The sequence below is a fragment of the Helicobacter pullorum genome (genome assembly GCF_900638355.1).
Lineage (GTDB): Bacteria > Campylobacterota > Campylobacteria > Campylobacterales > Helicobacteraceae > Helicobacter_D > Helicobacter_D pullorum.
In genome coordinates this window covers 680512-699721 of record NZ_LR134509.1, presented here as the reverse complement: position 1 = coordinate 699721, position 19210 = coordinate 680512, and the positions used below count along the sequence as shown (strand labels likewise).

Here is a 19210-nt window from a genome sequence, read left to right as displayed (position 1 = left end):
TATCTCCTTATTATCTTTCATTGTGCATTATTTTGCTTCCGATGTTTCTTAGGAGAAGTCTTGAGGGCGATAGGCTGCCTTGGCTCATATTTTGCCTCTTTTATCTCCCCTAGCGGCGAAACTTTGTATTTTTTAAAGACTTTGAGATTTTGAATGCTTCCCCTACCCACCACCTCTTTTTCTATGGCTTCGCTAAAAAGATTCTTTTGATTCTCATTAATCTTCGTAATATCATTGCAATGATGTCTAACCTTAATCCTCCCATCTGATGCATCTAAAGACACAAAATACGCCAATTCTGGCTTTTCCATATCTCTTTTCTGCACCTCTATCAAATCATCTTTAAAAAGCGAAAAACAAAACTCATAGTTAGAATCCATCTCTAGCCAATCTTTAATCACTTTGCTTTTTGTGTCTTTTCCACTCACTACCGCCTTATTAGGCAAGATTCCAAGGGCAAAATCCATCGTATAAATAGGCACAGCATAGAATCTCCCGCTTTTTTTGTGCTTAAAAATATCCACACGCACCATAGGTCCATTTGCCACGATTTTTGTCCCAATCTGTCGTATTTTGCCTAAGCTCAATGCCCTCTGCACCCCTTCCTTACCACCATAAGTCTCGGATAATTTTTTATCATCTATTGAATAAAATGTTTCCTCATGCAACGCCCCTCTTGCCCGCTTCCTTGGTGGGCGTGAGACAAAGATTTGCCCCACTTTTGCTAGCACCTGCTCCCTAAATCCTCTAAAAGGCTCAAAAAACGCCCTTTGTGTCTTAAACTCCTCTTTTGCTAACTCTTTAGCATAGAATCTTGCCTTTAAGCTTTCTTGGTTTTGTCTAAATTGTGAGAATCTCTGTATCATCGCCGCATTAATATAGGCAATGATAATCGCATCAACAGCGTGGTGGGTATGCTCATAGCGGTTTTTGCTACCCAATCCCCAAAAATGCCGCATAGTCGCAGTTAGCATTCCCTTCACTGCTTCCACATGAATCTTGCTGTCTTTCTCTCCTGCAATAAGTGCTGTGTTTTCATGAGAATCTAGCGGCAAAAATTTCAAATACTCTTTAGTATAGTTAGCAATCAAACGCGCGATATAGCCAGAATCCACGATATTACGCCTTTTAAATCCAGCCTCTCTATCTCCAAAGCCCTTGTCCAAAATCCGCTTTGCCTTTTTCTTTGGATACCCGCTCCTAAGGGCTAGAGATTCTATCTCTCCCCATTTTTGAGAATCTCCCCCAAATGCCTCATAGGGTGTTTTATTGCCCTTGTTTTGATTCTCATTTGTAAAAACCAGCACTTTATTCATATAGCTATCATCGCTACTTCGCGAATAAGGCAAAATATGGTCGATTTCTAACGCTCCTTGCTCCTTGAGATTTGCTAAAGTGATTTTCCTCCCGCTATATACACATATTCCATTCTGCTCCATAAAAAGCCGCAATTTCAGGATATTCCCCTCACTTAGTGTCAATCCCAGCTTCTCGCACTCTTGCATAGCCTGCACCCTTGCTTTATAGTTACTCTCTATCTCTTTTTTGTATTTTTCTCTCTCTTGGAAGTTTTTTCCCACATCTCGCGTAAGCTCAATGTGAATCTTATGCACACTTCCATATTTTGCAATCAAAGCATTAAGAATCTTACGATACTCTGCTATCGCCCTATACACCACCGGATTTGTTAGCTCATCAGCATAGATACTCTCACAAAAGGGTGGCAAAAACTTGCTCTTTTTGTCATTGTGCTTTGCTTGTAATTTAGCTTCTTGGCATGCCTCATCATACCGCATTCCCTCTCGCATAGATGGCAAAATCTCGCTTAATGCCTTAAGGCTTAGATTGATATGATGACTAAAGTTTAACGCACTTAATTGCGTGATTTGCTCTTGGCTAAATTTGCCATATCCACGCAGTTTTTGTGCTAGCTTCTCTTCATCTTTGATAAGCGTCATATCTCGTGCGATAGAATCTGCCAATGCCCTATCCCCTATTATCGCACCTAGAATCTCACAGAATTTTTTGAGATTCTTAAACTCCACAAACTTCTTGTTCTCGGGATTCTTAGCTGTGTAATCCACCTCTTTAAATTGGATTCTCTCATCGATTTTTAGAATCTTACGCATTTGTGCAAAAGTGAGATTCCCCCTCTCACACACCGCACTAAACACAGAATCTAACCTCTCTCGCCACTGCTCTTTGTCCCACACCTCGCCGCTCTCTTTGGCGATACCAACAAGCAGATTGATAACCTTGGCTTTGACAATAAACTCTATCGCACTCAAAGAAAACTTCGGTGCGCGTGGCTCATCAGGATAAAATGTGCATTTTCCCACAAGGTGCGAAAAGTCCTTTAAAGAGCGCTGGTAAAAGGCGATTTTTAGAATCTTGTCTTGAAACTCTTGTGTAATAGGGAATCCAAAGCCCTTTTGATGCTCAAAAATGCACCACAATTCCCTTTGCAAATCCTCTTGCAAAATGCAATTTGTATATCCTCCGCCTTTATTGCGTATGGGCTTTAGCACTCGCACTTTGGGTTGTGTGTAATGCTCATTTGTGCTTAGACCTTGTGGATTCTTAATCACTTCGCAAAATTCTTTATAAAAATACTCGCCTACCGTGCGATAGCGTGCGATTGCACTTGCATTTGTGGCTAATACACTTAGAATCTTGCCCTGCTCTCTTTTACTCTCCTCACTCTTTGTGATTTTGGCATTCTTATTCCCATAGCCACGATGTTTAGCGATATGTAAAATCACTCTAGCAAGCTCCTCTTTGCTTAGAAGCCTCTGCAATGCTTCATATCGTAGCACATAGGGATTGTTAAGATTTTTACCCATAAAAGCTTTGGGTAGCTCACCATCAGCGGCGATATAATCCTCATAGCACAAATCCCATTCTTTTGCTAAAAGCCGCTTTAGCGTCTCTAACCTACCCTTACGCCGCGCAAGTCGCCGTCGCACACTTCGTGCTTCCCTACGTGGCATGGCAAGAGAATCTCCTGTTTTGGGATTTTCTGCTTTGGTAAATATCCGCACCCCACAATCTTTTAATTCCCCATTTTCTACAAATGCCCAGCCAATCGAGGCAATCCCAATATCAAAGCCTAGAATCTTCATAATTTAAATCATCCTTGTTTTATTTTTGATTTATTATACTTAAAAATACAAAGAATCTCGCCTAAATATCCAAAAAGTATCATAGAAACATTATTTTATAAATGATAATAAATTTTAATATTATTTCAAGCATACTAATCTTACAATACCAGATAAAATAATTCATAAAAGGATTTTTATGACCATTAATGACTTAAAAGATGGAGAATCTGCAATCATCAAGAGTTTAAAAGTGGATAAACAATTAAAAGATAGATTTTTTAGCTTTGGAATTGCAAAATCCAAGCCGATTAAAAAACTAGAAACTTCTTTGGGAGGTTCTACAATCCTCGTAGAATTAGATAGAAGTTGCATAATCTTAAGAACAGAAGAAGCAAAAGCAATTGAAGTGGAGAAACAATAATGGAAAAAATTATCAAAATTGCACTTGTGGGACAGCCAAATGTCGGCAAAAGTTTGCTTGTCAATGCACTTTGCCACTCCAATATGAAAGTAGGAAACTTCACAGGAGTGACCATAGAAAAGGCACAAGCAAAAACAATTTATAAAGGTTACGAATTTCAAATCATAGATCTTCCGGGGACTTATTCTTTGTATGGATATTCAGAAGAAGAAAAAATCACAAAAAACTTCATTGAAAGTGATGAGTATGATATTATTATCAATGTAGCGGATTCTACTAATTTAGAACGCAATCTACTTCTTAGTGCGCAACTTTTGGAATTACCCAAAAAAATAATCTTAGCTCTCAATATGAGCGATGAAGCCGAAAATGAAGGGGTGCATATCAACCAAAAAGAACTCAAAAATCTCATTGGCATTCCTTGTATTCAAATTTCAGCAAAAACCAAACAAAACCTCAATGAATTACTTGATTTAGTTATACAAACACACAAACAAAATCTACTTCCAAACAAACGAATTTATAGCAATGAAATCGAAACAGAAATACTAAAACTTGAAGATTTCTTGAAATCCAAAAACGACAGAAATCTACAATCCCTCAACCTCCCTTACCGCGATATTGCTATTTTGCTACTCAAACAAGATGAAAAGCTATTTAGTTTCTTGCACGAAAAGCCCATTTGGATGGAACTCTCACCCATTTTGCAAGAATCCCTAAACAATCTCTATATCATCTACAATACAAAATCTAGTGAAGATATTTTCTTAGAAGATTTAAATGCCTTTGTAAATGGTCTAACCACCGAAACATTGCGTTATGAAAACAAAAAAAGAAACCACACACAAACCATAGATAAAATCCTCATCAACAAATACGCAGGAATCCCTATCTTTTTATTCCTTATGTGGCTTCTCTTTCAGCTTACTTTTACGCTCGGCGATATTCCAATGGGGTATATTGAGGAGTTTTTTGCTTTTATCGGAGATGGAATCAAAGCCAATGTCTCTAATGAGCTCATTGCCTCGCTCTTAGCAGATGGAATCATCGGTGGTGTAGGTGCAGTTATTTTGTTTTTGCCTAATATTATTATTTTGTTTTTTGGTATTGCACTTTTAGAAACCACTGGCTATATGTCTCGCGTGGCATTCTTGCTTGATGGCTTTTTTCACAAATTTGGCTTACATGGCAAAAGCTTTATTCCGCTTGTTACAGGATTTGGTTGCTCTGTGCCTGCATTTATGGCAACAAGAACCCTAAGAAGTCGCAAAGATAGATTATTAACACTTTTTATTATTAATTTTATGAGTTGCGGTGCTAGATTGCCTGTATATGTGCTTTTTGTTGGTGCGTTTTTTCCTGCAGAACAAGCAGGAAATTGGCTTTTTGGTATTTATATTTTGGGGGCTATTTTGGGACTTATTATGGCAAAAATTTTACGCATAAGCGTTTTTAGAGGTGCTGATGAACCCTTTGTAATGGAAATGCCAAAATATCGTATTCCAAATTGGAATCTTGTATGGTTTTCTATCTATACAAAAGCAAAAATGTATCTCAAAAAAGCAGGGACTTTTATCTTGGCTGCAACAATTCTCATTTGGTTTGCAAGCACTTTTCCACTCCAAAAAGATTTACAAGAATCTTATGCACAAAAAATAGAATCCGCCACCACACAAGAAGCCAAAGAAAGCTTAGAATTTGAACTTCAAGAGCAATTAATAGAAAATAGCTACCTTGGCAAAACCGGACAATTCATAGAGCCACTTTTCGCTCCACTTGGTTTTGACTGGAAAATGAGTGTAGCATTAGTTAGCGGACTTGCTGCCAAGGAAGTCGTCATATCCACAATGGGAGTTTTATATTCACTTGGTGGTGAAGTCGATGAAACAAGCTCGGCATTAATGGAAACTATCAAAAACACCATTCCTTTGAAAGTGGCTATCGGCTATATTTTGTTTATTATGATTTACAATCCTTGTCTTGCTGCCACTGTCGTATTTGGCAAAGAAGCTGGAGGGTTTAAATATATCGTATATCTTTTCTTGATGACAACTTTTGTTGCCTACATTGTCGCTTATATCGGGACTTTAATTGCTGGTATGTTTCTTTAATCCATTAAAGAGTCTTTTGGGCTCTTTGTGGGATTTCTGTATTTTATAAACTTTTTTTAAGATTCTTATTTTAGGGTTGTTTTATTTAGCCAAAAATCTTAAATTAAATAGATTACAAGAAAAGCTGAGCCTTATTATTGCAACTAAATACAATAACATATTCAATAAATACGATAATCATCCTCGCTTTAACCACATTTATTGCCCTAAAATCCTAATATTTTTCTAATCATCTGCCTATGTTTTCTAATCTGCTCCCCTTCTAACAATAGTTTATTAAATTTTTCTTGATACTCCAAAAAATTTTGAGGAAGCAAAAAATTAGTAATTTCTCTCTCCCCTATTCTTTCTTGATTGTCCTGATAAATCTTGCTCAATGCCAAAAATCCCTCTTTGGAGAGAAAATACACATACAAAGATTTTGCAATCTCTTTATTTTTGGGGCGTAACACCAAAATCCCTGCATTAGGCAAAATATTTTTATCCCCTATCCCCTCCCCTATAATTGCAACTTTTGGAGAGATTCCACGCATGGAGAGCAAAATATCATAGGGCTTGATTTTTAATTGTTCAATTCGTTTTTGATTGGATTTTGGAGAAAATTCATCAAATTCTTCACTCAAACCATATTCCAAAAAATCTTTAATTCCCGCATTATAGCAATCAATCAAAACCTCATCTTTTTTCACCTCAACCCTCTGTCCTCTATAAACACATTCCACAAACTCCGCAAGATTCAATGTTTTTTTATCATTTTGCCCTTTGATATAATAAGAGGTTTTAAAGTTTTCTAAATGGATATTTTCATATGCCACAAGCCTAGAAATCTCTGTATTTTGCTTACTAAAATACAAATCACAAATCATTTCTATATCAATTAATTTATTATATTTACCTTCTTTGACAAAAAGATTCTGCGCATTGATAAAAAGGACTTTTTTGTTTTCTTGTTTGGACAAAATAAGCAAAGAAAAATCTTCCATCTGATGAGGAAAAATATTTCTAGGAAATTCTATAATTGCCTCTAGCAATTTTTGTTTTATAAGATACTTCCGCAAACGCTCTCCACAAGCCTTATACAACAACAAAGAACGAACAATAAAAACAGCTTTTTGATGAAAGTGCTTTAGGGTATAAGCCAAAAAAGGCACTTCTGAAAAACTCTTGATAAAAGGCTCTAGTGCTTCATCTCTAAATCCCCAAAGATTCAAATTTGCCTCTATGGGAAAATAACAAAAAGCTTTATTTGCTTCTATTTTACCAAAAGCAGAATCTTTAAAAATATCAGCCACTTCTAAATGAATATTTTTAAACCCCATAAAAACAGCCAATATCCTAGCAATATCAATTAATTTGCTATGAATATCCTCCCCATAATATTGAAAATTTTTACCCTTTAGACTAAAAAGCCAACTCCCAAGACCACAACAAGGATTATACACACTCTCCCCATTTTTCAAATCCAAAAGCAAAGCAACAAGCCTATTAACCTCCATAGGCGTAGCATAATCATAAAGTTTCAAAATTGTTTTATGGAGTGTAATGGCTTGAATAAATCTCTCAACTTCTTCAACTGAAACTTCAATTTCCAATAAAGCTCTTAAAATCTTTTTGCGATTCATTTTGGCTTCAATTCTAGTCGCTTTTAGCCCATAGCTCAAAAGATGAAATTGTATTCTCTCATCTATTTGCTCTTTATCTTTAGCCAAAATCTCTTTGAGATGATTTTTGTTTCTACCTACTAGCAAAAACTCCAATGTAATTTTCAAAGCCTCAAAATTATCCTTATGGAATTTTTGAATATATTGAAAAATCTGTAATATTTCTTTTAGCATTATTGATACATCGGCAAAAGTTCAAATACAAATAAAATATGGCATATTCCCACTACACAACCAAAGACTAAAAGCCCATAAATTGTAAAATTACCTCCCCATACTCGATAATTTTGCACTTGTTTATCATTTCTTTGACGAGCAGCCCTAAGCAACAATGCAGGAATAATAACAGACCATATTGTAGCAGCAAGTCCAGCCCACCCAATAGCCAATAAAAATCCATCAGGGTAAATCATTCCCGCTACAATAGGTGGTGCAAAAGTTACAAGCATTGTTTTGGTGCGTCCAAGCCTGCTATCATCAAAACCACATAAATCTGCCATATAATCAAACAATCCAAGTCCAGCTCCCAAAAACGAAGTAGCTACTGCCAAAAAAGCAAATGCGTCCAACATTCTTAATAAAAAAGAACCATTTAAATTGCTACTTGCTGCCTCTATCAAGTCACTCACATTACCACCTGCTGCAATAACTGATTTAAAATCACTACGCATAATATTGCCATCACAAGCAACAATCCATATAACATACGCAAAAAGCGCAATCAATGTCCCATACACAAGGCATTTATTAATTGACAAGGGATCTTTACCAAAATATTTTACCAAACTTGGGACAGAAGCATGAAAACAAAAGGAAGTAAGATAAGTCGAAAGTGCCACAAACACAAAGATTCCATAACTGCTACCATCATTTTGCACATCAAGAATAAAAGCACTCTTTATCTCCCCTAGCATCCCACTCATAGCAAAAACAAAAGTTATGACCATTCCCCCAATCATAATCACTGAAAATCTATCCACCAAATAAGTGCTCCACCAAACACAACCACTCAAAAACAAAGCAAATAGCAATCCTGATAGAATCTTTGGCGGCTCATAGCCAAAAACAGCATTAAAGGTATGCACCACCATAGAGCCACCGCCGCTAACATAGGCATAAAGCAAAATATACAGCACAAAAGCTACACTCAATCCATTCACAAGATTCCAAAATTTACCCAAATTATCACGCACAAGGGTATGGAAACTCGCACCGGGCTTATAATTAAGATTTACTTCCAAAATTGCTTGTGAAGAAAACAACATCATCAGCCAAGTAAGCACCATAAGTGCCAATGACCACCAAATCCACATACCAGCTGAAATTGTTGGCAAAGCAAGCATACCAGCTCCAATTGCTGTCCCTGCAATAATCATCGTCCCACCTAAAACACTAGGCTTATTACCAATCCCAAACATATCTACCTGCCTAAAATAATCTCTAAAAACTCCTAAGATTATAGCAAAATTTAATACCAAAAAAATATGAATATGCTATAATTCTAAGCAAAAATAAGGGCGAAAATCACACAAGATGAATAAAATTGAAAATTTTATACAAATCCTAAAAAGCAATGAAAAATGTTTCACATATGAATTTTCTGCACCACCTAGCTTTTCTTTAGATACCTTTTTTGATGCATTACAGCAAGAAAATCTTGTTTCAAAAATTCACGCTTTTATTTGCACCGATTCACCCCTTGCCAAACTCAAGCACAATGCAATTTTAGCAAGCCTTAAACTACAAAATGCTTTTAATCTCCCAAGTATCACTACAATCTCTATGCGTGATAGAAACACTCTTGCCATTCAAAGTGAGCTTATTGGCATGAATAGTCTTGATTTGCGACTTATTTTGGCACTCACAGGCGATCCAATAAGGCATGGCAACCAACCACAAGCAAAAGGTGTTTTTGAAGGAAATAGTCTTTTATTGCTCAAAATTATTCAACAATTAAATCAAGCAAAAGATATCAACAATCACCCCATACAAGGCGATTTTAAACCTTTTTACGCTTTTAGTGTTCTAAATTCCTACTCTAATAAAAAAGAAAATCTTTATAAAAAAATGCAAGAAAAGATTCAAAATGGTGCTTCTGCGATTATCACGCAGCCCATTTATGATTTGGACATTGCACAAGAATTATTACAATGGTGCGATAAAATCAATCAAGAATCTTCTACAAACTGCACTTTGATTTTTGGCTTTTTTCCTATCACTTCTTACAAAACCGCTCTTTTTTTACACAATAAACTTCCGGGAGTTTTTATCCCGCAATCTTGGCTAGAAACTATGGAAAAAGCCTCCCACAACAACACTGAGTTAGAAATAGGATTAGAAAAGAGTCAAAGGCTTTTTGAAAATCTATGTAAGATTCAAGCAAAAATTCACCTAATGAGTTCTAATAAAGTCGATATTATCGGAAAAATTCTCAATGGTCGATAAACCTTTATTTTTATTAAGTGCTAGTCTCATTACAATTAGCATTATCTTTTCCTATTCTCTTTCTTCTTTTGCTATTCTTTATTATGATTACAATGAATTTCATTTTATGTTAAGGCAGCTTATTGCTGGAATATTAGGCATTTTACTCATGTGGGGAATCTCAAGATGCAACCCCGATGATTTTATTTTGAAACTTGGATTTTTTCTATTTTTTGGTGGAATTGTTATTATGTTTATTATGCATTTCTTGCCAGAAAGTCTCGCAACAAGTGCTGGAGGTGCGAAACGCTGGATTCGATTACCCTTTTTCTCATTAGCACCTGTGGAATTTTTCAAAATAGGCTTTATTGTATTTTTGGCTTGGAGTTTCTCTCGCAAATTCTCTCTAATAGAAACTAAATCCCTAAAAGAAGAATTCATTACCTTTTTGCCCTATGCTTTTGTATTTTTGATTGCAGTTTATTTAATTGCCATTTTGCAAAATGATTTGGGACAAATTGTCTTACTTGGAGCCACTTTGGCATTAATGATGATTTTTGCTGGCTCTTCTTTTAAGCTTTTTGTAAATCTTTTAGCTATTGCTTTTGTTTTGTTTATTTCTGTTATTATCACAAGTGCGCACCGAATAACACGCATTAAAGCATGGTGGGCTGGAACACAAGATATGATACTTTCCTTTTTTCCACAATCTATTGCTAATTCTTTACGCATCGAAAATCTCCCTGAACCTTATCAAATCCAACATTCCCTCAATGCTATTTCAAATGGCGGAATCTTTGGGGAAGGTTTAGGGAACGGTTTAATCAAACTTGGATTTTTAAGCGAAGTGCATACAGATGTGATTCTAGCGGGAATTACCGAAGAAATAGGATTTATTGGTTTATTTTGCATAAGCCTTTTGTTTATGGCAATGATTTTTAGAATCCTAAAAATTGCCAACCGCTGCCAAAATACAATGTATTATCTTTTTTGTTCTGGAGCGGGAATTATTTTGGGCTTTTCATTTTTAATCAATGCCTTTGGGATTTCTGGCTTAATTCCCATTAAAGGAATTGCCGTCCCATTTCTAAGCTATGGAGGGAGCTCTATACTTGCCTCAAGCATTTTAGTGGGTATGGTATTATCCATTAGCAAAAGAGCAAAAATGTCCTAATTTAAGATTTTTTTTATTACAATTCCTAAAAATTTCTACCAAAAGTGAGTATTATGAAAAATATCTTAACACCCAATATTCCAACCCTTCAAGGAAACTTTGATAAAAATATCCTATTGCAGATAGCCAAAGAATACCAAACCCCTATTTTTGCTTACGATTTTGACAAAATTGAAGAATATTATCATCAATTCAAAAGCGCATTTAGTGGCAGAAAAACACTCATTTGTTACGCGCTAAAGGCTAATTCCAACTTAAGCGTTGTCAAAAAACTTGCTTCTTTAGAAAGCGGTGCAGATTGTGTCTCTTTGGGAGAAATTAAGCGTGCAATTTTAGCAGGAATCCCACCTTATAAAATCATTTATAGTGGCGTAGGCAAACAAGAAGAAGAAATCAAAGAAGCTATCAAACTTGGGATTCTCTTTATCAATATCGAAAGCAAAGCAGAGCTTTTTAAAGTCGAATCTATCGCAAAAAGCTTAAATACAAAGGCAAGAATCTCTATACGCGTCAATCCAGATATTGACCCACAAACACACCCTTACATTTCTACTGGCTTAAAAGAAAATAAGTTTGGTATTGAAATCCAAGAAGCAAAAAGCCTGTATTTACACGCTCATAAATCTGAATTTTTAGAACCAATAGGAATCCATTTTCACATTGGAAGTCAGCTTACCAAACTCCAACCCATTTATGAATCAGCACAAAAAATTGCCAAACTTGTGCATAGCCTTTTGGCTTTAAAAATTGATATTAAATTTTTTGATATTGGGGGAGGATTAGGCATTACTTATAGTGATGAAACTACTATTAATCCCTATGATTATGCACAAAGCATCTTAGAATGTCTTAGAGGCTTAGATTTGACTATTATCTGTGAGCCCGGTAGATTTATTATCGGGAATGCCGGTGTTTTTTTAGTCAAAGTCCTTTATGAAAAAATTTCTCAAAATAAGCGTTTTGTCATCGTTGATGGTGCCATGAATGACTTAATACGCCCTAGTCTTTATAATGCCTACCACCAAATTATTCCTCTAACCCAATCACAAGGTGAAAAAAGTCCTGCAGATATCGTAGGTCCAATTTGTGAGAGTGGAGATTACTTAGGCAAAAACATAGAACTTCCTCCACTTAAAGAAGGTGATATTTTGGCTATCTTAAGCAGCGGTGCTTATGGATTTAGTATGTCAAGTAATTATAATACGCGTCCAAGATGTGCTGAAGTAGCTATCTCACAAGGCAAAATAAAACTCATTAGAAAAAGAGAAACTTTTGAAGATTTAATTGCATTAGAAAAAGATTTAATGGGAGATTTTTGATGAAACTGCAACAATTTCGCGAAGAAATCAACAAAATTGATGATAAAATTTTAGAACTTTTAGAAAAGCGCATGGAAATTGTCAAACAAATAGGCAAAATCAAAATGCAGGGCAATACCCCAATTTATCGCCCAGAAAGAGAAAAAGAAATTATTGATAGACTAATAAGCAAAAAACCTCTACTTCTTACCAAAAATGCCATTGAATCTATTTATTTAGAAATTTTTGCAGTTAGTCGCAACCTTGAATTACCCGAACGCGTAGCTTATCTTGGTCCTATTGGAAGCTACACACACCAAGCAGCAGAAAGCCGTTTTGGAGCAATGTGTGAGTATTTTTCTCACAATACTATCACTTCTGCTATTAAAAGCGTAGAAGAATCTAGAGCAAGTTATGCTGTTATCCCCATTGAAAACAATCAAAATGGAGCCGTTGGCGAAACACTAGATTTATTGAAAGATACCAATCTCAAAATAGTAGCAGAAATTTATATGCCAATCCATCATTGCTTTGCAAGCATTTCCCAAAAACTTCAAGATATAAAAATCATCTATTCTAAAGATATCGCTTTTGGGCAATGTTATAATTTCTTAAACGAGCACAGCCTAGATCATATCCAAAGAATCCCCGTAGATTCTACTGCAAAAGCAGCACAACTTGCATCACAAAACCCACAATGTGCGGCAATTTGTTCTCATATTGCAGCAAAACTTTATAATGTCCCTGTTTTATTTGAAAATATCGAAGATAGTGCTGGAAATAAAACGCGTTTTATCATCGTGAGCAATTTTAAAAACCAAAGTTGCGGAAAAGATAAAACTTCTATCTTTGCAAATCTCACCAACACAGGCAAACCCGGAGCGCTTTATAATTTACTTTATGATATTAGAGATTTAAATATCAATATGACTTCAATCCAATCTCGTCCAACTCACACCGATGATGATTTTAGATATTGTTTTTTTATTGACATTGATGGGCATATTGACGATAATAATGTAAGCGAATTATTCAAACGCTACCCCAATGAATTAAAATGGCTGGGTAGCTACTTGAAAAATTAATTCAATAAATAATATAATAAAACTTTAAAAACTAAGGAGTAAAAATGGCTGAAGAAGCACAAAAAGATTCTAAATTATCTAATCTCAAACAAAATAAAATGATTTTATTTATTATTATCGGCGTTGTTGCGCTACTTCTGATTATTCTTATAATCGTTGGAATTTTAATCTTTAGTGGCGACAAAGAAGAATCTCAACCACAATCCAATCAACCACTTCAAAGTGCAGCTTCCAAAAGTAGCACAGCAAATCCAAATAGCTCGCTTTTAAGCGTTGGGCCAATGTATCCACTTGAGCAATTCATTGTTAATTTAGTCTCAACAGGCGGAGGGAAACGCTATCTTAAAACTTCCATTGCTTTAGAAATGAGTATCGCAGAAATGCAACCTGAATTAGATAGCAAGGTAGATATTTTACGCGATACGATTATTACTATTTTAAGCGATAAAACTTTTGAAGAAATTCAAACCACTAGAGGCAAACAAAAACTAAAAGAAGAGATTCTAGCTCGCATTAATGAATTTTTAGTAGATGGTAGAATTGTTAATGTATTTTTCACTGACTTTGTGGTGCAATAGGCTTGATTGAAATTGGCATAGATTTAGTCGCGATTGCTCGCTTTGAATCTTTTATCCAAAAATTTGGAGAAAAAGGGCTTTTAAAATTTCTCAATCCTCAAGAAATCACATTTATCAAAACCGCTCAAAATGCCGCTGGCTTTTGGGCTGCCAAAGAAGCTTGCTCCAAAGCCCTCAAATGCGGTATTTCTAAAGAACTCGGCTTCCATGATATTCTTATTTCCAAAACCCCAAAAGGTGCCCCTCTTTTAACCCTCAAAGACGAAAAAATGCTTTATTTTAATGTTTCTTATTTAAGCCTCTCCATTTCCCATGATAGAGGATTTGCAATCGCAGCAGTGGTTGCAAATTTTAATAACTAATCAAAACTTATATTTTTATAATCTTTAAAATACTATAATTAAAAGTTTAATCAAAATTTTAAGGATTTTTGTGCTTAGGTTATGTTCCTCTTCTCTTAGCAGACAGCAGATTCTAAAAGAACATAAAATACCTTTTATACAATGCGATAATAACTTTGATGAAGAGACTTTAACACACACTAATCCAAAAAATTTTGTTTATAATGCAACACTCAAAAAGTATAAAAACGCCCTCCATTCCTATGGACTTGAAATGCCGCTTTTGGTTGCAGATACCGTCATTGATTGTATGGGAAACCTGCAAAGGAAAGCAAAAAATAAAGATGAAGCGAGACTTTTTTTGCACGCACAAAGTGGCAATTCCATCGAGATTCTTACCTGTATGATTCTCCACTCTAAGGATTTTTATTTTCTCAATCTTAGTCAAACTCACTATGATTTTGTAGCATTTGATGCTCAAGATGTAGAAAATTACCTCCAAAGCAATCAATGGCAAAATAAAGCCGGCGCTGTAATGGTAGAAGGATTCCATCAAAAATACATCAAAAAGCAAATCGGAAACACTTCTAATGCCATGGGATTGCATTTTGAAGCACTTAAGCCTTTTTTGGAGAATCTTTGATGAATATTACAATGGTTGGAGTTATGCTGGCTACTTCACTTGTTATAGGGCTTTTAGGACTTATTGCATTTCTTTGGGGTCTCAAAAATGGACAATTTGATGATGAAAAGAAAATGATGCAAGGCGTTTTGTTTGATAGTGAAGAAGATTTACGCCATGCTGCAAATAATAAACCAAACAAAAAGGATAAAAAATGAAAGAAATTTATGATATAGCAATTATTGGAGGTGGTCCCGGTGGTATCGCCTCTGCAGTAGAATCAGTGATTTTAGGAATCAATAATGTTGTATTGTTTGAAAAAGGAGAAAACCATTCAACAACTATTCGCAAATTTTATAAAGATAATAAACGCGTAGATAAAGATTATAAAGGACAAAAAGTTGAACTTAATGGCAATATTTATTTTTGCGACGGAACAAAAGAAAGCACATTAGATTTATTTAGCAAAATTATTCAAGAAAATGCCTTTGAAGCACACTTTCAAACAGAAGTAGAATCCATTAAGCAAGAAAAAGAATATTTTGTAATCCAAACCACACAAAATACTTCAATCAAAGCAAAATTTATCATTATTTCTATTGGGAAAATGGGACAACCAAACAAACCTTCCTACCCTATTCCAAGCTCTATTAGAAGCCTTGTAAATTTTAATGCTAATAGTTGTCAAGATGGCGAAAAAATCCTTGTTGTTGGCGGTGGAAACTCTGCTGTAGAATATGCCTGCATTTTAAGTGAAACTAATCCCACAACACTTAATTACAGACGCACAGAATTCTCACGCATCAATGAAGTCAATAAAGAAAACTTAGAATCTTGCATAAAAGCCAACAAAATCTCTCCAAAATTAGGTATAGATATCCAAAGCCTTGAAGATGATAATGGAAAGCCCAAAGTCAATTTTACTGATGGCACAAGTGAAACTTACGATAGAATCATCTATGCAATCGGCGGAATGGCTCCTGTTGATTTTCTCAAAAAATGCAATCTAAAGCTAGATGAAAATGGAATCCCACTCATCGATGAAAATCACCAAAGTTCAATTGACAAAATTTATATCGCAGGGGATATTTTATTTAAAAATGGAGGCTCGATTGCAGCTGCATTAAATCATGGTTTTCATATTGTGCAAGAAATTAAAAAAAGGCTTTAATTTTTAAATCTTAAAGTTTATTTTACATAGATTCTGCTAGAATCCATACTTTATTTTTTAATTTCCAAGGATTAAATATGGCAAAAAGATGCTTTTTTAGTGGCAAAGGTCCAATGGTCGGCAATAATGTAAGTCACGCAAACAATAAAACAAAAAAACGCTCACTACCAAATTTGAGAGTAGTTAGAATTAAACTAGAAGATGGAACTAGTGCAAAAATAAGAATTGCTGCTTCCACTTTAAGAACTATGAAAAAACGCTCTTAATCCTAAATTTAGGATTAAGCAGTGGCATTTGAAAAACTCAAAAAACTTCTTCATTGGGAAGGAACGCAAAAGCCAGATATTGATTTATCCGGTTTATTATACGAACAACTCAAACCTTTTCGACTGCCTTTTATTTTACTTTTTTTAGGATTATTACTTAGCACACTTGGTTACATTGTCATCACTGATTACACACTTATTGAGGCTTTCTTTCAAAGTTCTTATACTTTTACTACAACAGGATTTGGGGCTTTAAAAGAAAGTGAATTTGATGCTTTAGATATTATTTACACTGCCATTGTAATGCTTGCAGGCTCTGCTGTTTTAAGTTTTTGCGTCATTGGTGTAATCGATATTTTAAATCGAGGAAAACTTATTTCTGTTATTAAGGAACGCAGTATGATTTACAAAATAGCGCGTCTAAAAAATCACTTCATCATTTGTTATCACAACGAATACACAATCCAACTCTCACATCAATTTAGGGAAGCACATATTCCCTTTGTTGTCGTGGATAACAACAATTCTTTAGAGGATATTGCTCTAAAATACCGCTACCCCTTTTTTATCAATGAGGACCCCTTAGAAGAAATTGCGATGCTCAAATGCCATTTATCTAGTGCTAGAGGGGTTATTGCGCTTTCAAATAATATTGCAGATAATATAGCTCAAATTGTTTCTGTAAGATTATATGAAAAAGAGCTAGGAAGAAAACCTTACTTCATTATTGCTAATGCTAATAACAACGAAGAAGAAGAAAAGCTCAAAAAATTAGGTGCAGATTGCGTTGTTTCCCCTTCTAAGCTTTTTGCACAAAGAGTGAATGCTATGGCAACTCGCCCTGATATGGAGAATCTCTTAGAGCGTTTTGCATACCAAAAAGACACTCCACTTGACTTAGAAGAAATCGTTGTCCCTCGCTATTCTTGGCTGGTTCTAAAAAAACTCAAAGAATCTCACTTGAGAGAAATCACACAAACTTCTATTGTAGGCATTACCCAAAAAGATGGTAAATTTATCTCCATGCCCAATGGAGATACGCTTGTAACAAGTGAATGCAAATTGCTTGTCATTGGCACTTCACATGGAATACGCTTAACCAAACAACTTGTATCCAAAAAAGACAAACCAGAGGAGTTAAAATATGTTTAATCTTTTCCCTATTGACAATGGAGTTTGTGCTCCAGAAGGCTTTTATTGCGATGGTGTTAGTGCTGGATTAAAAGCAAATTCTCAATTAGATCTTGCTTTTATTTACGCTGATTCTTTATGCGATGTTGAGGCAATCTTCACTCAAAATAAGTTTTGTGCTGCGCCCATTATGCACTACAAAGAATATCAAGAGGGATTTAAAACGAATTTTATTTTGATAAATTCCAAAAATGCCAATGCACTAACCGGCAATGAAGGTATCAATAACATCAAAGAAGTTTTATCCACTCTCCAACAAATGTTCCCTAATGTTACAAATCCAATAATGAGTTCTACTGGCACCATTGGCGTCCAGCTCCCAAAAGAAAAAATCATCTCCGCTTTTCCTTTATTCAAACTTGATACAAAAAACAATCAAAATGCCGCTAACGCAATTATGACCACTGATAGATTTAATAAAACTATTGCTTTTGAAGTTTTTTTAGATGATGGTAAGAGCTTTAGAATCGGTGCTATATGCAAAGGTGCTGGTATGATTAATCCAAGTTTGGCTACTATGCTTTGTTTTATCACCACTGATGCTGCAATTCCAAAAGAAGATATGCGCCCACTTCTCTTAAAAGCCTCAAAAACCACTTTTAACGCCATTAGCGTAGATGGCGATACTTCAACAAATGATACTATTCTTTTGCTAACTAACCACAAAAGTGGAGTTTATCACAAGGAAGCATTTTTATTTGCATTAGAAAAACTAATGCATAAACTTGCCACAGATATAGTTCGCGATGGGGAAGGAGCAACCAAATTAGTTGCATTTGAAATCAAAGGGGCTAAAACACAACAAGAAGCAGAAAAATGTGCCAAAGCCCTTAGTCAATCCCTTCTTGTAAAAACTGCACTTTTTGGTTGTGATCCAAATTGGGGAAGAATCGCATCTACAATTGGAGCAAGTGGAATTGAATGCAGTCCTGAAACCTTAGAAATTTATTTTGATGATATTTGTGTTTATTCCAAAGGAAAAATACTATTTGATGATATCAACGAAGAAAAAGCCACAAGAATCCTCAAACAAGATTCTTTTAAAATACTATGCGATATTGGTTTAGGCAAAGAATCTTTTATCGCTTATGGTTGTGATTTGGGGTATGATTATGTCAAAATTAATGCAGATTATCGCACCTAAAAGAATCTCAATGTATTCTTGAATTCTTAAGGCAATTTTGTTTATAATATAATTTTAAAACAAGGAGAACAAATGCTACACGAATATAGAGATGAGATTAGTGTCCTCAAACAAGAAAATGCACATTTTGCAAAGATTTTTGATGAACATAATGAATTAGACCAAAAAATTCAAGACATTAGCGAAGGTAGAGAGTATGCTACAGATACACAATTAGCAGAACTCAAAAAAAGAAAGCTTAGCTTGAAAGATGAAGCTTTAGCGATGATTATGGACTACAAAGAATCAAAGAAATAATTATAAGCCCTTTTTTTGGGCTTTTATCACCTTTTTATGCCATTTTTTATAACTTTTTGAAACATCCCTCAAATAAATCCCTATAATCTCTGGAATCTCATAAATATGATTTTTCGCTATTAATACCTTTAGATTCTTAAAATTTTTTCTATCTACTTTAAAACTAAGTAAAATTTCCTCTTCGCAATTAAGTTTTTCTTCCCAAAAATAATAACTTTCTATTGCCATTCTCTGCACACATGAGACAAATCCACTCTCCATTGCCCTAGATATTAAAATCTTAGCATTTTCACTTGTTGTTGTCGTTTGCAATAACATCAAT

General features: G+C 35.0%; 19 protein-coding genes. 15 read left to right on the top strand and 4 right to left on the bottom strand.

All coding sequences use genetic code 11. The features are described from left to right. Positions 1 to 17 precede the first annotated feature (17 nt). Complete coding sequence (gene cas9, locus EL247_RS03550) at positions 18 to 3122, bottom strand: type II CRISPR RNA-guided endonuclease Cas9 (RefSeq protein WP_104745660.1); 3105 nt, start codon at positions 3120 to 3122, stop codon at positions 18 to 20. A gap of 178 nt (positions 3123 to 3300) precedes the next feature. On the opposite strand from cas9, the gene EL247_RS03545 reads away from it, so the two are divergent. Both EL247_RS03545 and feoB read left to right on the top strand, forming a co-directional pair. Next, positions 3301 to 3525 carry a FeoA family protein gene (locus EL247_RS03545; RefSeq protein WP_005023158.1) on the top strand — a complete coding sequence of 75 codons (225 nt, stop codon included), beginning with the start codon at positions 3301 to 3303 and terminating at the stop codon, positions 3523 to 3525. Continuing rightward, positions 3525 to 5636, top strand: coding sequence for a ferrous iron transport protein B (feoB, locus tag EL247_RS03540; protein WP_104745661.1), 2112 nt, complete (start codon positions 3525 to 3527; stop codon positions 5634 to 5636). The genes EL247_RS03545 and feoB overlap by 1 nt, the downstream gene beginning before the upstream one ends. 206 nt (positions 5637 to 5842) lie before the next feature. Here the strand turns inward: feoB and EL247_RS03535 are convergent, their stop codons facing one another. Both EL247_RS03535 and EL247_RS03530 read right to left on the bottom strand, forming a co-directional pair. Beyond that, positions 5843 to 7471, bottom strand: a complete 1629-nt coding sequence (locus EL247_RS03535) for an N-6 DNA methylase (RefSeq protein ID WP_104745662.1) — start codon at positions 7469 to 7471, stop codon at positions 5843 to 5845. Further along, positions 7471 to 8715: an aromatic amino acid transport family protein gene (locus EL247_RS03530; RefSeq protein ID WP_054195728.1), complete on the bottom strand. Its 1245-nt coding sequence runs from the start codon at positions 8713 to 8715 to the stop codon at positions 7471 to 7473. The genes EL247_RS03535 and EL247_RS03530 overlap by 1 nt, the downstream gene beginning before the upstream one ends. Before the next feature lie 115 nt (positions 8716 to 8830). On the opposite strand from EL247_RS03530, the gene EL247_RS03525 reads away from it, so the two are divergent. The 13 genes from EL247_RS03525 (at position 8831) to EL247_RS03465 (ending at position 18888) form a co-directional block, all read left to right on the top strand. After that, positions 8831 to 9742 (top strand): methylenetetrahydrofolate reductase, encoded by a 912-nt coding sequence (locus EL247_RS03525; protein ID WP_054195727.1) that lies wholly within the window; start codon positions 8831 to 8833, stop codon positions 9740 to 9742. Further along, entirely contained in the window at positions 9732 to 10895 is a 1164-nt protein-coding gene (locus tag EL247_RS03520; protein WP_040500136.1) for an FtsW/RodA/SpoVE family cell cycle protein, read from the top strand. The genes EL247_RS03525 and EL247_RS03520 overlap by 11 nt, the downstream gene beginning before the upstream one ends. A 116-nt stretch (positions 10896 to 11011) precedes the next feature. Next, on the top strand, positions 11012 to 12214 hold the full coding sequence (gene lysA / locus EL247_RS03515; protein WP_054198614.1) for a diaminopimelate decarboxylase: 1203 nt from the start codon (positions 11012 to 11014) through the stop codon (positions 12212 to 12214). Then, on the top strand, positions 12214 to 13278 hold the full coding sequence (gene pheA, locus EL247_RS03510) for a prephenate dehydratase (protein WP_040500137.1): 1065 nt from the start codon (positions 12214 to 12216) through the stop codon (positions 13276 to 13278). The genes lysA and pheA overlap by 1 nt, the downstream gene beginning before the upstream one ends. A 44-nt stretch (positions 13279 to 13322) precedes the next feature. Beyond that, complete coding sequence (gene fliL, locus EL247_RS03505; protein WP_005023181.1) at positions 13323 to 13856, top strand: flagellar basal body-associated protein FliL; 534 nt, start codon at positions 13323 to 13325, stop codon at positions 13854 to 13856. A gap of 2 nt (positions 13857 to 13858) precedes the next feature. Next, positions 13859 to 14218, top strand: coding sequence for a holo-ACP synthase (gene acpS / locus EL247_RS03500; RefSeq protein ID WP_104745663.1), 360 nt, complete (start codon positions 13859 to 13861; stop codon positions 14216 to 14218). Positions 14219 to 14288: 70 nt separating this feature from the next. Next, positions 14289 to 14840: a septum formation inhibitor Maf gene (gene maf, locus EL247_RS03495; RefSeq protein WP_005023185.1), complete on the top strand. Its 552-nt coding sequence runs from the start codon at positions 14289 to 14291 to the stop codon at positions 14838 to 14840. Next, complete coding sequence (ccoS, locus tag EL247_RS03490) at positions 14840 to 15037, top strand: cbb3-type cytochrome oxidase assembly protein CcoS (RefSeq protein ID WP_054195724.1); 198 nt, start codon at positions 14840 to 14842, stop codon at positions 15035 to 15037. Before maf ends, ccoS begins: the two co-directional genes overlap by 1 nt. Continuing rightward, positions 15034 to 15990 (top strand): NAD(P)-binding domain-containing protein, encoded by a 957-nt coding sequence (locus tag EL247_RS03485; protein ID WP_005023189.1) that lies wholly within the window; start codon positions 15034 to 15036, stop codon positions 15988 to 15990. Before ccoS ends, EL247_RS03485 begins: the two co-directional genes overlap by 4 nt. Before the next feature lie 77 nt (positions 15991 to 16067). Continuing rightward, a complete protein-coding gene (gene rpmB, locus EL247_RS03480; RefSeq protein WP_104745664.1) occupies positions 16068 to 16256 on the top strand; it encodes a 50S ribosomal protein L28 in 189 nt (62 codons plus the stop codon). Between the two features lie 21 nt (positions 16257 to 16277). Next, entirely contained in the window at positions 16278 to 17408 is a 1131-nt protein-coding gene (locus EL247_RS03475) for a potassium channel family protein (RefSeq protein WP_104745665.1), read from the top strand. Next, a complete protein-coding gene (gene argJ / locus EL247_RS03470) occupies positions 17401 to 18591 on the top strand; it encodes a bifunctional glutamate N-acetyltransferase/amino-acid acetyltransferase ArgJ (protein WP_054198554.1) in 1191 nt (396 codons plus the stop codon). Before EL247_RS03475 ends, argJ begins: the two co-directional genes overlap by 8 nt. A 72-nt stretch (positions 18592 to 18663) precedes the next feature. Next, complete coding sequence (locus EL247_RS03465; RefSeq protein WP_005023197.1) at positions 18664 to 18888, top strand: YdcH family protein; 225 nt, start codon at positions 18664 to 18666, stop codon at positions 18886 to 18888. Here EL247_RS03465 and cutA read toward each other — a convergent pair whose 3' ends face one another. After that, positions 18889 to 19206 (bottom strand): divalent cation tolerance protein CutA, encoded by a 318-nt coding sequence (gene cutA, locus EL247_RS03460; protein ID WP_232019787.1) that lies wholly within the window; start codon positions 19204 to 19206, stop codon positions 18889 to 18891. Positions 19207 to 19210: the final 4 nt, after the last annotated feature.

Excerpts from the sequence above, each read along its gene's own strand:
- cas9 (WP_104745660.1), bottom strand. The coding sequence starts at position 3,122 with ATGAAGATTCTAGGCTTTGATATTGGGATTGCCTCGATTGGCTGGGCA.
- EL247_RS03545 (WP_005023158.1), top strand. The coding sequence starts at position 3,301 with ATGACCATTAATGACTTAAAAGATGGAGAATCTGCAATCATCAAGAGT.
- feoB (WP_104745661.1), top strand. The coding sequence starts at position 3,525 with ATGGAAAAAATTATCAAAATTGCACTTGTGGGACAGCCAAATGTCGGC.
- EL247_RS03535 (WP_104745662.1), bottom strand. The coding sequence starts at position 7,471 with ATGCTAAAAGAAATATTACAGATTTTTCAATATATTCAAAAATTCCAT.
- EL247_RS03530 (WP_054195728.1), bottom strand. The coding sequence starts at position 8,715 with ATGTTTGGGATTGGTAATAAGCCTAGTGTTTTAGGTGGGACGATGATT.
- EL247_RS03525 (WP_054195727.1), top strand. The coding sequence starts at position 8,831 with ATGAATAAAATTGAAAATTTTATACAAATCCTAAAAAGCAATGAAAAA.
- EL247_RS03520 (WP_040500136.1), top strand. The coding sequence starts at position 9,732 with ATGGTCGATAAACCTTTATTTTTATTAAGTGCTAGTCTCATTACAATT.
- pheA (WP_040500137.1), top strand. The coding sequence starts at position 12,214 with ATGAAACTGCAACAATTTCGCGAAGAAATCAACAAAATTGATGATAAA.
- fliL (WP_005023181.1), top strand. The coding sequence starts at position 13,323 with ATGGCTGAAGAAGCACAAAAAGATTCTAAATTATCTAATCTCAAACAA.
- ccoS (WP_054195724.1), top strand. The coding sequence starts at position 14,840 with ATGAATATTACAATGGTTGGAGTTATGCTGGCTACTTCACTTGTTATA.
- EL247_RS03485 (WP_005023189.1), top strand. The coding sequence starts at position 15,034 with ATGAAAGAAATTTATGATATAGCAATTATTGGAGGTGGTCCCGGTGGT.
- rpmB (WP_104745664.1), top strand. The coding sequence starts at position 16,068 with ATGGCAAAAAGATGCTTTTTTAGTGGCAAAGGTCCAATGGTCGGCAAT.
- argJ (WP_054198554.1), top strand. The coding sequence starts at position 17,401 with ATGTTTAATCTTTTCCCTATTGACAATGGAGTTTGTGCTCCAGAAGGC.
- EL247_RS03465 (WP_005023197.1), top strand. The coding sequence starts at position 18,664 with ATGCTACACGAATATAGAGATGAGATTAGTGTCCTCAAACAAGAAAAT.
- cutA (WP_232019787.1), bottom strand. The coding sequence starts at position 19,206 with ATGTTATTGCAAACGACAACAACAAGTGAAAATGCTAAGATTTTAATA.